This is a genomic window from Jiangella rhizosphaerae, assembly GCF_003579925.1.
Lineage (GTDB): Bacteria > Actinomycetota > Actinomycetes > Jiangellales > Jiangellaceae > Jiangella > Jiangella rhizosphaerae.
In genome coordinates this window covers 70,974-82,695 of sequence record NZ_QUAL01000152.1, presented here as the reverse complement: position 1 = coordinate 82,695, position 11,722 = coordinate 70,974, and the positions used below count along the sequence as shown (strand labels likewise).

Below are 11,722 nucleotides of genomic sequence, written 5' to 3'. Positions count from 1 at the left end.
GGACGACCGCAGCGCACTGCGACCGTGGACGAGGTGAGAACACCTGGCGTGATGTCCTGCTTCGCTGCCCGGGAACCCCTTGCTGCCGCTCCCGGTGACGGCCCGATCTCCTGAAAATGATCTTATCGAACACCTGTCCACGCCCGCAACCCGACAGCTCGGGCGCGGGGGAGCAGCGGCCCTCCACATTCCGCACATGCGGGTCTATGCTGACTACCGTGCCGCAGTTTCGGATTTCTGAGGCCGCTCGCCTCCTCGGGGTGAGCGACGACTCGTTGCGACGGTGGGCTGACGGCGGCCGCCTCAGGCTCGACCGCGACGACGCCGGGCGCATGGTCGTCGACGGCGTCGAGCTGGCGCGGGTGGCGCGCGAGATCGTCCCCGACGAGGCGGCGCTGCCCGTGCCGCGCGAGTCCGCGCGCAACCACTTCCCCGGCATCGTGATCTCGGTGAAGAGGGACGGCGTGATGGCGCAGGTCGAGATCCAGGCGGGTCCGCACCGTGTCGTGTCGCTGATGAGCCGGGAGGCCGCCGACGACCTCGGTCTCGAGGTCGGCGTCGCGGCCATCGCCTCGGTCAAGGCCACCAACGTCGTCGTCGACCTGCCGGCGGGCCGAGCATGAGGCCGGCCGGGCTGGCGGCAGTCGTCGCGGCGGCCGCGCTGCTCACCGCTGCCTGCGGGGGTGACGACGGCGACAGCGCGGCGGCCGCGGACGCCGGCGAGCCGGGTCGGGCACCGAGCGGAACGGTGACGGTGCTGGCGGCGGCGTCCCTGACGGAGTCGTTCGAGGAGCTGGCCGACCAGCTCCGGGACGCCCACCCCGACCTCGAGATCGTCTACTCGTTCGGACCCAGTTCCGGGCTGGTCGAGCAGGCGCTGTCCGGAGCGCCCGCCGACGTCCTGGCCACCGCCGACGCGCGCACGATGGACGAGGCGGTGGCCGGCGGTATGGTCGACGGCGAGCCGCGCGTCTTCGCCCGCAACACCCTCGCGCTCGCCGTCCCGGCCGGCAACCCCGGCGACGTCAGGGGCCTGGCCGACCTCGCGAACGACGACCTGCGCATCGCGATCTGCGAGCCGCAGGTCCCGTGCGGCGGCGCGGCCCAGCGCCTGCTCGACGCCGCCGGCGTCACCGCCGCGCCGGACACCCTGACCACGGACGTGAAGGAGGCGGCGTCGCTGGTCGCGCTCGGTGAGGCGGACGCGGCACTGATCTACCGGACCGACGCCGCGGCCGAGGGCGACGCCGTCGAGACCATCGACGTCCCCGAGGCGGACGAGGTCGTCAACGACTACCCGGTCGCCGTCCTCGCCGACGCCCCGAACCCGGAGGGCGCACAGGCCGTCGTCGACGCGATCACCGGCGAGCTGGGGCGGACGATCCTCGGCGCGGCCGGCTTCCTGACACGGTGAGCCGCAGGACCGCGGACCTGCGGGTCCCGGCGGGGTTGCTGATCCCGGCGGCGCTCGGCGTCGCGATCCTCGTCCTGCCGATGGCCGGGCTGATGGTGCGCGCGCCGTGGCGCGACCTCCCGGCCATCCTCGCCTCAGACGAGGTGCTGACGGCGCTGCGGCTGTCGCTGGTCACGGCGACGGTCGCGACCGGGGTCGCGCTGGTGTGCGGGGTGCCGGTCGCGTGGCTGCTGGCCCGGACGGCGCTGCCCGGCCGGTCGGTGCTGCGCGGGCTGGTGACGGTGCCGCTGGTGCTCCCGCCGGTGGTCGGCGGCGTCGCGCTGCTCATGGTGTTCGGACGGCGGGGGCTGGTCGGCGGCTGGCTGTACGACACGTTCGGCATCAGCCTGCCGTTCACCACGGAGGCGGTCGTGCTGGCGCAGGTGTTCGTCGCGATGCCGTTCCTCATCGTCGCCGTCGAGGGGGCGCTGCGCACCGCCGACCGCCGGTACGACGACGTCGCGGCCACGCTCGGCGCCACGTCCTGGACGACGTTCCGCCGCGTCACGCTGCCCGCCGTCGCACCGGGTGTGCTGGCCGGCGCCGTGCTGTGCTGGGCGCGGGCGCTCGGCGAGTTCGGCGCGACGGTGACGTTCGCCGGCAGCTTCCCCGGCACCACCCGCACGCTGCCGCTGGAGGCGTACGTCGCGATCAACGCCGGCGACAGCGACGTCGCCGTCGTGCTCAGCCTGTCGATGATCGCGGTGTCGGTGACCATCCTGGTCGGGCTGCGCGACCGCTGGATCGGCGCCACATGAGCCTGTACGCCGACCTCCGGCTGCGCCGCGGCGACCTCGAGCTGCGGGTCGCGCTCGCCGTCGCCCCCGGTGAGGTCGTGGCGCTGCTCGGGCCGAACGGCGCGGGCAAGTCGACGGCGCTGCAGCTGCTCGCCGGCATCCTGCCGCTGGACGCCGGCCGGATCGAGCTCGACGGCGTCGCCCTCGACGACCCCGCCGCCGGGGTGCACGTCCCGCCGCGCGACCGCCGCGTCGGCATGGTCGTCCAGGACTACCTGCTGTTCCCCAAGATGAGCGTGCTGGAGAACGTCGCGTTCGGGCTGCGCTCGCGCGGCATGCCCCGCGAGCGGGCCCGCGCCGAGGCCGGCGCGTGGCTCGCGCGCATGGGGCTCGACGGGTACGAACGACGGCGTCCGCGTGAGCTCTCCGGCGGGCAGGCGCAGCGGGTCGCGCTGGCCCGCGCGCTGATCGTCGAGCCGCGGCTGCTGTTGCTCGACGAGCCGCTGGCCGCGCTCGACGCCGGGACCCGCCCGGCGGTCCGGGCCGAGCTGCGCCGGCACCTCGCGGGCTACGACGGCTGCACGCTCGTCGTCACGCACGACCCGCTGGAGGCGATGGTGCTCGGCGACCGCGTCGTCGTGCTCGAGCGCGGCCGCATCGTCCAGCACGGGCCGCCGGCCGAGGTCGCGCGCCGGCCCCGCACCGACTACGTCGCCCGCCTGGTCGGCCTGAACCTGCTGACGGGGACGGCGTCGGGCCGCACCGCGGAGCTGCCCTCCGGCGCCGTCGTCGCGCTGGCCCACGACGCCACGGGCCCGGTGCACATCGCGTTCCCGCCGGTCGCCGTCACGCTGAGCCCGCGCCGGCCCGAGGGCTCCGCCCGCAACGCCTGGCCGCTCGTCATCGCCGACCTGGAGGCGCACGGCGACCTCGTCCGGGTGACGGCGGACGGCGCCGTGCCGGTGCTCGCGGACGTCACCCCGCTCGCCGTCGCCGACCTCGGCCTCGAACCGGGCGGGCAGGTGTGGGCGTCGGTGAAGGCCAGCGAGATCAGCGTGTACCCGGCGTGACGCCTCCGCCGCGCGGCTGCGACGATGCTGTGCGTGGCAACCTCGACCCGCGGCAACCCCTCGCTGGGTGACATCCTGCGCAGCGTCGGCGTCCTGGCCGGCGTCATCGCGGCGATCGCGATCGTGTTCAACCTGCTCAACGACCCCGAGCCGCGGCTGCCCGACCCCGTCGACTACCAGCCCGCGCTCGAGGTGGCCCGCGCCGAGTACGGCTACGACGTGCTCGCGCCCGAGCCGGTTCCGGACGGGTGGCGTGCCACCAGCGTCGACTTCGCGCAGGAGGCCAGCGGCGACCGCTGGCGGCTGGGCTTCCTCATCGACGGCGAGCAGTTCATCGGCCTGGAGCAGACCGACGGCGAGATCGAGAGCTACCGCGACGACCGGCTGGCGAACTTCCATCCCGACGGTGAGAGCACCATCGACGGCGTCACCTGGGAACGCCTCGTCGAGGACGACGACCAGCCCGACCGCGTCCTCGTCCGGGTCGACGGCGGCGCGCTGACGATCGTCCGCGGCACCGTCTCGTACGAGCGGCTCGAGGAGTTCGTGACGATGCTGCGCTGATGTCGCGGCGCGGCCGTCAGCCGTCGGCGTCGGCCACGCGGTCCACGCCGCTCGCGGCGTCGAGCTTGGCGCGCGCGCCGTCGAGGTAGCGCTCGCACAGTGCGGCCAGCTCCTCGCCGCGCTGCCACAGCGCCAGCGACTCCTCCAGCGTGCTGCCGCCGGCCTCGAGCTTCGCGACGATCTGGATGAGCTCGTCGCGGGCCTGTTCGTAGGTGGGTTCGGCGGACATGGGCAGTCAACCTACCAGCGCTACGACGCCGGCCGCTCGCCGGCGCCGGCGCCGCCGGCATCGACCGTCGCGCCGATCTCGCCGCCCGCGACCAGGAGCCGCACGTGGTCGCCGGCCACGACGTCGCCGGGCTGCCGCACGACGGTGCCGTCGTCCTTCTGCACGACGGCGTAGCCGCGCTCCAGCGTCGCGGCGGGGGAGAGCGCCCGGATGCGGGCCCGGGTGTGGTCGACCTCGACGGCCGCGCGGTCCAGCGCGTGCCGCACCGTACGCCGGGCCCGCTGCACCAGCGCGTCCACCTCGGACGCCCGAAGCCGCAGGCCGTGGTGCGGATCGGCCAGCGCCGGGCGGGAGCGCAGCGACTCCAGGCCGTGCCGCTCGCGGTCGAGCCGATGCCGGACGGCGGACCGGATGCGTTCGCGGGCCCGGGCCACGCGCTCGGCCTCCTCGGCGACGTCGGGCACCACGCGCTTGGCCGCGTCCGTCGGCGTCGAGGCCCTGACGTCGGCCACGAGGTCGAGCAGCGGGGTGTCGGCCTCGTGCCCGATGGCGCTGACCACCGGCGTCGTGGCGGCGGCGACGGCGCGCACCAGTGCCTCGTCGGAGAACGGCAGCAGGTCCTCGACCGACCCGCCGCCCCGAGCGATGATGACGACGTCGACCTCGGGGTCGCGGTCGAGCACCCGCAGCGCATCCATGACCTGGCTGACGGCGTTGAGTCCCTGCACCGCGACCGGCTCGACCCGGAACCGCACGCCGGGCCAGCGCCGCCGGGCGTTCTCGAGCACGTCGTGCTCGGCCTTGGAGTCGCGGCCGCAGATCAGTCCGACCACCCGCGGCAGGAACGGCAGCGGCCGCTTGCGCGCGTCGGCGAAGACACCCTCGGTCGCCAGGATCTTGCGCAGCCGCTCGATGCGGGCCAGCAGGTCGCCCAGCCCGACGGTGCGCAGCTGGTCGGCGGCCAACGACAGCGTCCCGCGGGTGAAGTACCAGGACGGCTTCGCGTGCACGACGACGCGGGCGCCGTCGGCCAGCGGCGCCTCCAGCGCGTCGAGCAGCCCGACCGGGCAGGTGACCGTCAGCGACACCTCGGCGTGCGGGTCGCGCAGCGTGAGGAACGCCGTCGACGTGCCCGGACGGCGGGAGTACTGGGCCACCTGACCCTCGACCCAGACCGGGCCGAGCCGGGCCACCCACTGGCCGATCAGCTGCGAGATGACGCGGACCGGTGCGGGCTTCTCCGGGGATGTGTCGAGGGCCACGATGGGCACGGTACCTGCTGGGACCGACGGCGACGGCACCTACCATGGGAGACATGACTGATTCGGGCCGAGTCCTCCTGGCCGCCCCCCGGGGCTACTGCGCGGGCGTCGACCGCGCCGTGGTCACCGTCGAGAAGGCGCTGGACCACTACGGCCCGCCGGTCTACGTCCGCAAGCAGATCGTGCACAACAAGCACGTCGTCGAGACGCTCGAGCGGCGCGGCGCCATCTTCGTCGAGGAACTGTCCGAGGTGCCCGAGGGCGCGCTGGTCGTGTTCTCCGCGCACGGTGTGTCGCCCATGGTGCACGCCGAGGCGGCCGACCGCGGGCTGCGCACCATCGACGCCACCTGCCCGCTGGTCACCAAGGTGCACAACGAGGCGCGCCGGTTCGCCAAGGACGACCTCGACATCGTCCTGATCGGCCACGCCGGGCACGAGGAGGTCGAGGGCACCTCCGGCGAGGCGCCCGAGCACATCCAGCTGGTCGAGAGCCCGGACGACGTCGACAAGGTCGAGGTCCGCGACCCCTCCCGCGTCGTCTGGCTGTCGCAGACCACGCTGTCCGTCGACGAGACGTACGAGACCGTCGGCCGGCTGCGCGAGCGGTTCCCGGCGCTCATCAGCCCGCCCAGCGACGACATCTGCTACGCCACGCAGAACCGCCAGGTCGCGGTGAAGGAGATCGCCGCCGAGTGCGAGCTGGTGCTCGTGGTCGGCTCGGCCAACTCCTCCAACTCGGTACGGCTGGTCGAGGTCGCCCTCGACGCCGGCGCCGACGCCGCGTACCGCATCGACAACGCCTCCGAGATCGACGACGCCTGGCTCGAAGGCGTCACCACGGTCGGCCTGACCAGCGGCGCGTCGGTGCCCGAAGACCTCGTCGACGGCGTCGTCGCCTACCTCGGCGAGCGCGGCTTCCCCACCGTCGAGGAGCACCGCACCACCGAGGAGTCGCTGATCTTCTCGCTGCCGCGCGAGCTGCGGCGCGACCTCAAGACGTCGGCGGCGTCGGGCTGACCCTCCGTCAGACGCCCTTGCCCTTGTCCTTGTCGCGCCCGCCGAGGCCGCTGACCAGCAGGATGACGCCCCAGATGCCGATCGGCCAGATCGGCCAGAAGTTGCGCAGCTCGCCCGACGCGATGCTGCTGATGCCCCAGATGGCGATCATGATGACGGCGGCGCCGGCCCACGCCTGCCACTCGTCGAGGTACTCGCGCAGCTCGCGCTTCCTCCGCTCGGCGACGGCCTTCTGCTGCTCCTCCTCGGCCCGGCGCCGCTCACGCTGCAGCGGCTGCGGAAGGTCGGCGGTGAGGCGGTCCAGCTCGCCGTAGGTGCGCGACTCCCACACCGCCTGGATGCGGCGCTCGTACTCGTCGTTGTCGAGCCGCCCTTCACTGAAGGCGTCGCGCAGATCCTCGGCGACGAGCTCCCGGTCGGCGTCGCTCGCCCTCTGCTCCGGCCGCCGCGCGGGCAGATCGCTCATCCCGGCCTTCTCCCTTCGCATGTGCGAGCAAGGATACGACCGGCGCCGCGCCGCCGCGGTCCGGCGGACTTCCGGCCCGTGCGGCGGGACCTTGGTCCCTGGTCCTCGCGCCGCCCGGCGTGGAACCTGATGGTGTGGACGCCCTCGCCCCTGCCGACTCCGCCGGCCTCGAGAACCTCGGCCGGGCCGACTGCTTCGCGCTGCTGCGGACGGTGCCGATCGGGCGCATCGTGTTCACCGAGGCCGCGCTGCCGGCGATCCAGCCGGTGAACTTCGTCCTCGACGGCGACGACGTGATCATCCGGACCGGCTGGGGATCGAAGCTCGCGGCCGCGACCCGGTCCGCCGTCGTCGCGTTCGAAGCCGATCAATACGACGAGGACGCGCTGACCGGCTGGTCGGTGGTGCTGGTCGGGCGGGCCGAGGCGGTCGGCGCCGAGGCCGAGCGGGCGCGGCTGTCGACGCTCGGGCTGACGCCGTGGGCGCTGGGCGACCGGCCGCACTACATCCGGATCCGGCCCGAGATCGTCCGCGGGCGCCGCATCCGCCGCCCGGCCGCACTCTGACCTGCCCGTTCGCCAGAGAAGGGACCATCGTCCCACCGGTTGGCGACCTTGGCCGGCAGCGCCGGACGCCCCCGCCGCGATGGACTGGAACCAGCGCCGGAGAAGCCGGCGACATCGAGAAGGGGCAGGACGATGACCACGTCCAGCAGCCACGACGTGCCGGTCCGGAACCTCCGGCCGCACCGTACCGAGCCGGTCACCGCGGCCGGCGCCGACCACCCCGACGTTCGTCCCGTCGCGCTGCAGTACGTCCTGGGGCTGCTGCGGCTGGCGCTGGGATGGACCTTCCTCTGGGCGTTCCTCGACAAGACGTTCGGGCTGGGTTACGCCACCCCGAGCGAGAACGCGTGGATCGACGGCGGCAGCCCCACCACCGGTTACCTGTCGGGCGTCGAGGGCCCGTTCGGCGACGTCTTCCACGACCTGGCCGGCAACACCTGGGTGGACTGGCTGTTCATGGCCGGCCTGCTCGGGATCGGGCTGGCACTGGTCCTGGGCATCGGCATGCGCATCGCCGCCGTCGCCGGTGTGCTCATGCTGGGCATGATGTACCTGGCATCGCTGCCGCTGGACACCAACCCGTTCCTGGACGAGCACCTCACCGAGGCCCTGATGATCGTGGCGCTGGCGCTGACCTACTCGGGCCGTTACCTCGGACTGGGCCGCCTCTGGGAGCGCATCCCGCTCGTGCGGAGGAACCGCTGGCTCATCTGAGCCGATCCACCCCTTCCGCGCCGAGTCCCGCAGCCGGGCTCGGCGCGGACGCATGTCGTCGCCGGCTCGTCGTGTCCGCCGCGCCGCGGCCGTCGCCGTGACCAGCCCCGCGAGCGCGGTGACGCCGACACCCAGCGCGGCCCCCGCCAGCACGTCGTACGGGTAGTGCACGCCACCCAGCACGCGGACGAGCGCTATCGCCGCGGCTCGGCACGGCCGTTCCTCGGCGACCAGCGTCTTGAGCAGCCCGCTGGCCCCATAGGCGAGCGCCGCGTCCGCGCCCGCGCCGGCCGCCAGCAGGAACCGTCCACGTCGCTGTCGATCATGTCGATCAACCTACGAACGTGCAGGTCAGGAAGCATCTGTCTGAGGTGGGCTCCCGATCTGCGACGTTGGTCGTAGGCGGGCCGGTGGCGGCTCGGACGCGGGTCGGACGCACGGCGACCCCGTGGCGCCGCGTCGAGCCGGTGTGCCCGTGACGTGGTCCTGACAACCGGTCACAGACCCCTTGGCAGACCACCAGCCTTCTGCTAACTTTCTTTCCAATTCAAATTCAGGCCATTCCGGCGCAATTCTCCGATGGTCGGCGAATCAGCCGATTCACCGGCCGCGCCGACAAGTCATGCCCTCAGTCACTGACGCGCGCCGGCCGCGCGCCCGCATGGAGGTGATGCGCACCGCGATCGGATCCCGTGATCCGACCCCCTGCCACGAACGACCTCTCGCAAGGAGTCAGCCATGAAGACTCGATGGCGCACAGCGGTGGCGTACGGCGCCGCCGCAGGTCTGCTGGTCACGAGCGTCGCAGCGGCGTTCGCCGACCAGGCACCGCAGCCGGACGGCGCCCCGGTCGCGGAGTCGGAGCCGGCGCCGCAGGTGCGGGCCGCCGCGGCGGCCGAGAACGGCTACCGCAACGTCGGCTACTTCACCCAGTGGGGCATCTACGGCCGCGACTTCCTGGTCCAGGATCTCGATCTCACCGGCGCGGCCGCCGACCTCACCCACCTCAACTACGCGTTCGCGAACATCCACCCCGACTCGCTCACCTGCTTCGAGGCCAACCGGCCGAACGGGCCCAAGGACTCGCCGGCGGAGGGCGACTACGCCGGTGACGCCTGGGCCGACTACGGCCGCGGCTTCGCCGCCGGCGACTCGGTCGACGGTGTCGGCGACACCTGGGATCAGCCGCTGGCCGGGAACTTCAACCAGATCAAGGAACTCAAGGCGAAGAACCCGCACCTGAAGGCGCTGGTCTCGATCGGCGGCTGGACGTGGTCGCGGCACTTCTCCCGGGCCGCCGCCACGCCCGAGACCCGTGAACGGTTCGTGTCGTCCTGCATCGACCTGTTCCTGCGCGGCAACCTGCCGGTGATCGACGGCCGGGGCGGACCGGGCGCCGCGGCGGGCGTCTTCGACGGGTTCGACATCGACTGGGAGTGGCCGGGCGTCCCGGAGGAGTTCCAGCACCCCGGCAACCACTGGTCGGAGAACGACAAGGAGAACTTCACCGCGCTGCTGGCGGAGTTCCGCCGTCAGCTCGACGCGCTGGGTGCCCAGACCGGCGAGACGTACGAGCTCAGCGCGTTCCTGCCGGCGAACCCCGTCCTCATCGACGCGGGCTGGGACGTCACGCGGATCTTCGACTACCTCGACTTCGGCAACGTGCAGGGCTACGACCTGCACGGCACCTGGCGGCCCGACCTCGCCGGTCACCAGGCCAACACCTACGACGACCCGGAGAACCCGCTGGCGGACGGGCAGCGGTTCAGTGTCGACGCGGCGATGCGCTATTACGTCGACCGCGGGGTCCCGCCCTCGCAGCTCACCGTCGGCATCCCGCTCTACGGCCGCGGCTGGACCGGGGTCACGGACGGCGGCACGCACGGCGCGTGGCAGCCCGCCACGGGTGCCGCGCCGGGCGAGTTCCCCGAGGAGCCCGGGACCGACCGCTACCGCAACCTGCGGTCGGGCCAGATCTTCCACGACGAGGAGGTGCTGGCGTCGTGGTCGTACGACGGCACCGAGTTCTGGTCCTTCGACGACCCGTGGCTGGTCGACAAGAAGGCCGACTACATCACGGCCGGCGGCTTCGGCGGCGCGATGTGGTGGGACCTCGCCGGCGACCACCAGAACGAGCTCGTGGGCCTGATGGGCTCGCGGCTGGCGACCGGCGGGCCGGGCGATCCGGGCGGCGGCGACGAGACCGGTGGCGACGCGTCGGGCGGTGACGTGTCGGGCGGTGACGTCTCGGGCGGCGACGACGGCGGGCCGCAGGCCTGTACCGCGCCGGCCTGGGACCGGACGGCCGTCTACGTCGGCGGCGACCGCGTGTCGTACAACGGACACCACTGGACGGCGCGGCACTGGACCCAGGGCGACACCCCCGCCCCAAGCGAGTGGGGCCCGTGGCGCGACGACGGCCCCTGCTCGGGTGGCACCGACGCCGGTACCGAGACCGGTTCGGACACCGGGACGGAGACGGGCAGCGAAACCGGCTCCGAAACGGGTTCGGAGACGGGCACCGAGGACGGCGGCGATCCCGGCGACCCAGGCGATCCCGGGCACCGGTGGCTGACCGGCTACTGGCACAACTTCGACAACGGCTCGACGGTGCTCCGCGTGTCGCAGGTGCTGGCGGCGTACAACCTGCTGGCCATCGCGTTCGCCGACAACCTGGCGGGCACGCCGGGCGGGATCACGTTCACCCTCGACACCGGCGGGCTCGGCGGCTACACCGTCGACCAGTTCAAGGCCGACGTCGCCGCCCGGCAGGCCGCCGGCGGCACCGTCGTCATCTCGGTCGGTGGCCAGAACGGCCACGTCAACGTCACCAACGCGACCGAGGCCGCCAACTTCGCCCAGACCACCTACGCGCTGATGCAGGAGTACGGCTTCGACGGCGTCGACATCGACCTGGAGCACGGGATCAACGCGACGTACATGGAGCAGGCGCTGCGCCAGCTGCGGAACCTGGCGGGGCCGGACTTGGTCATCACCATGGCGCCGCAGACGATCGACTTCCAGGCGCCGACGTTCGAGTACTACAAGCTGGCGCTGGCGATCAGGGACATCCTGACGATCGTCAACATGCAGTACTACAACTCCGGCACGATGCTGGGCTGCAACCAGCAGGTCTACGCCCAGGGCACGGTCGACTTCCTGACCGCGCTCGCCTGCATCCAGCTCCAGGCCGGGCTGGCCCCGCACCAGGTCGGGCTCGGCCTCCCGGCGACGCCGCAGGCCGCGGGCGGCGGCTACCAGTCACCGGCCAACGTCACGGCCGCCCTCGACTGCCTGGCGACCGCGACGCGCTGCGGAAGCTTCGTCCCGTCGGACCCGTGGGGTCCGATCGGCGGGGCGATGACGTGGTCGGTCAACTGGGACGCGACGAACGGCTACCAGTTCGCGAACACGCTGGGCGCTTACCTCGGCACCGGCTGAGAGACGACCCGGGGCGTGGCGGCGTCGGCTCGATGGCCCAGGCGTGCACCGGCGTGCCCTGGGCACGCGCCCGGATGACACCTCACCCACGTGAGGGCCATGAACGGGACCCGTGGCCGCGCCATACGGCCTTCACACGGGTGAGGTGTCCGGACAGCGGGTGACGACGGCGTGCTCGTGCTTGGGAACCGGCGGATACTC

Annotated in this window: 12 protein-coding genes; 9 read left to right on the top strand and 3 right to left on the bottom strand. The window is 73.0% G+C overall.

Going from position 1 to position 11,722, the window contains the following annotated elements; genetic code table 11:
- The first annotated feature begins 206 nt into the window (after window positions 1–206).
- From DY240_RS15840 to DY240_RS15820, 5 genes are read left to right on the top strand one after another with little or no spacing between them, the layout of a single operon-like run.
- Window positions 207–623, top strand: coding sequence for a TOBE domain-containing protein (locus DY240_RS15840; protein ID WP_407659329.1), 417 nt, complete (start codon window positions 207–209; stop codon window positions 621–623).
- Window positions 620–1,414, top strand: a complete 795-nt coding sequence (modA, locus tag DY240_RS15835; protein ID WP_119660812.1) for a molybdate ABC transporter substrate-binding protein — start codon at window positions 620–622, stop codon at window positions 1,412–1,414. Before DY240_RS15840 ends, modA begins: the two co-directional genes overlap by 4 nt.
- A complete protein-coding gene (locus DY240_RS15830; protein WP_199701580.1) occupies window positions 1,411–2,211 on the top strand; it encodes an ABC transporter permease in 801 nt (266 codons plus the stop codon). Before modA ends, DY240_RS15830 begins: the two co-directional genes overlap by 4 nt.
- On the top strand, window positions 2,208–3,260 hold the full coding sequence (locus DY240_RS15825; RefSeq protein ID WP_119660811.1) for an ABC transporter ATP-binding protein: 1,053 nt from the start codon (window positions 2,208–2,210) through the stop codon (window positions 3,258–3,260). Before DY240_RS15830 ends, DY240_RS15825 begins: the two co-directional genes overlap by 4 nt.
- 33 nt (window positions 3,261–3,293) lie before the next feature.
- The gene (locus tag DY240_RS15820; protein WP_158602871.1) at window positions 3,294–3,824 is read left to right on the top strand and encodes a DUF4245 domain-containing protein; all 531 of its coding nucleotides are present in this window, start codon (window positions 3,294–3,296) and stop codon (window positions 3,822–3,824) included.
- Window positions 3,825–3,840: 16 nt separating this feature from the next.
- Here the strand turns inward: DY240_RS15820 and DY240_RS15815 are convergent, their stop codons facing one another.
- Both DY240_RS15815 and xseA read right to left on the bottom strand, forming a co-directional pair.
- The gene (locus tag DY240_RS15815) at window positions 3,841–4,053 is read right to left on the bottom strand and encodes an exodeoxyribonuclease VII small subunit (RefSeq protein ID WP_119660809.1); all 213 of its coding nucleotides are present in this window, start codon (window positions 4,051–4,053) and stop codon (window positions 3,841–3,843) included.
- Between the two features lie 20 nt (window positions 4,054–4,073).
- Entirely contained in the window at window positions 4,074–5,315 is a 1,242-nt protein-coding gene (gene xseA, locus DY240_RS15810) for an exodeoxyribonuclease VII large subunit (RefSeq protein WP_119660818.1), read from the bottom strand.
- 44 nt (window positions 5,316–5,359) lie between these two features.
- Here xseA and DY240_RS15805 point away from each other — a divergent pair, with 44 nt between their 5' ends.
- Entirely contained in the window at window positions 5,360–6,334 is a 975-nt protein-coding gene (locus DY240_RS15805) for a 4-hydroxy-3-methylbut-2-enyl diphosphate reductase (RefSeq protein WP_119660808.1), read from the top strand.
- 7 nt (window positions 6,335–6,341) lie between these two features.
- Here the strand turns inward: DY240_RS15805 and DY240_RS15800 are convergent, their stop codons facing one another.
- Window positions 6,342–6,800: a DUF1707 SHOCT-like domain-containing protein gene (locus DY240_RS15800; protein ID WP_119660807.1), complete on the bottom strand. Its 459-nt coding sequence runs from the start codon at window positions 6,798–6,800 to the stop codon at window positions 6,342–6,344.
- Window positions 6,801–6,934: 134 nt separating this feature from the next.
- On the opposite strand from DY240_RS15800, the gene DY240_RS15795 reads away from it, so the two are divergent.
- The 3 genes from DY240_RS15795 to DY240_RS32040 all read left to right on the top strand — a co-directional run bounded on the left by DY240_RS15795 (window position 6,935) and on the right by DY240_RS32040 (window position 11,521).
- The gene (locus tag DY240_RS15795; RefSeq protein WP_119660806.1) at window positions 6,935–7,366 is read left to right on the top strand and encodes a pyridoxamine 5'-phosphate oxidase family protein; all 432 of its coding nucleotides are present in this window, start codon (window positions 6,935–6,937) and stop codon (window positions 7,364–7,366) included.
- A 132-nt stretch (window positions 7,367–7,498) separates the two neighbouring features.
- Entirely contained in the window at window positions 7,499–8,080 is a 582-nt protein-coding gene (locus DY240_RS15790; protein ID WP_119660805.1) for a DoxX family protein, read from the top strand.
- A 738-nt stretch (window positions 8,081–8,818) separates the two neighbouring features.
- Window positions 8,819–11,521 carry a glycosyl hydrolase family 18 protein gene (locus DY240_RS32040; protein ID WP_158602870.1) on the top strand — a complete coding sequence of 901 codons (2,703 nt, stop codon included), beginning with the start codon at window positions 8,819–8,821 and terminating at the stop codon, window positions 11,519–11,521.
- Window positions 11,522–11,722: the final 201 nt, after the last annotated feature.

Bases quoted from the DNA above. Each gene is read 5' to 3' on its own strand.
- DY240_RS15800 (WP_119660807.1), bottom strand. From the start codon at position 6,800: ATGAGCGATCTGCCCGCGCGGCGGCCGGAGCAGAGGGCGAGCGACGCC.
- DY240_RS15825 (WP_119660811.1), top strand. From the start codon at position 2,208: ATGAGCCTGTACGCCGACCTCCGGCTGCGCCGCGGCGACCTCGAGCTG.
- DY240_RS15790 (WP_119660805.1), top strand. From the start codon at position 7,499: ATGACCACGTCCAGCAGCCACGACGTGCCGGTCCGGAACCTCCGGCCG.
- DY240_RS32040 (WP_158602870.1), top strand. From the start codon at position 8,819: ATGAAGACTCGATGGCGCACAGCGGTGGCGTACGGCGCCGCCGCAGGT.
- DY240_RS15840 (WP_407659329.1), top strand. From the start codon at position 207: ATGCTGACTACCGTGCCGCAGTTTCGGATTTCTGAGGCCGCTCGCCTC.
- DY240_RS15815 (WP_119660809.1), bottom strand. From the start codon at position 4,053: ATGTCCGCCGAACCCACCTACGAACAGGCCCGCGACGAGCTCATCCAG.
- DY240_RS15805 (WP_119660808.1), top strand. From the start codon at position 5,360: ATGGGAGACATGACTGATTCGGGCCGAGTCCTCCTGGCCGCCCCCCGG.
- modA (WP_119660812.1), top strand. From the start codon at position 620: ATGAGGCCGGCCGGGCTGGCGGCAGTCGTCGCGGCGGCCGCGCTGCTC.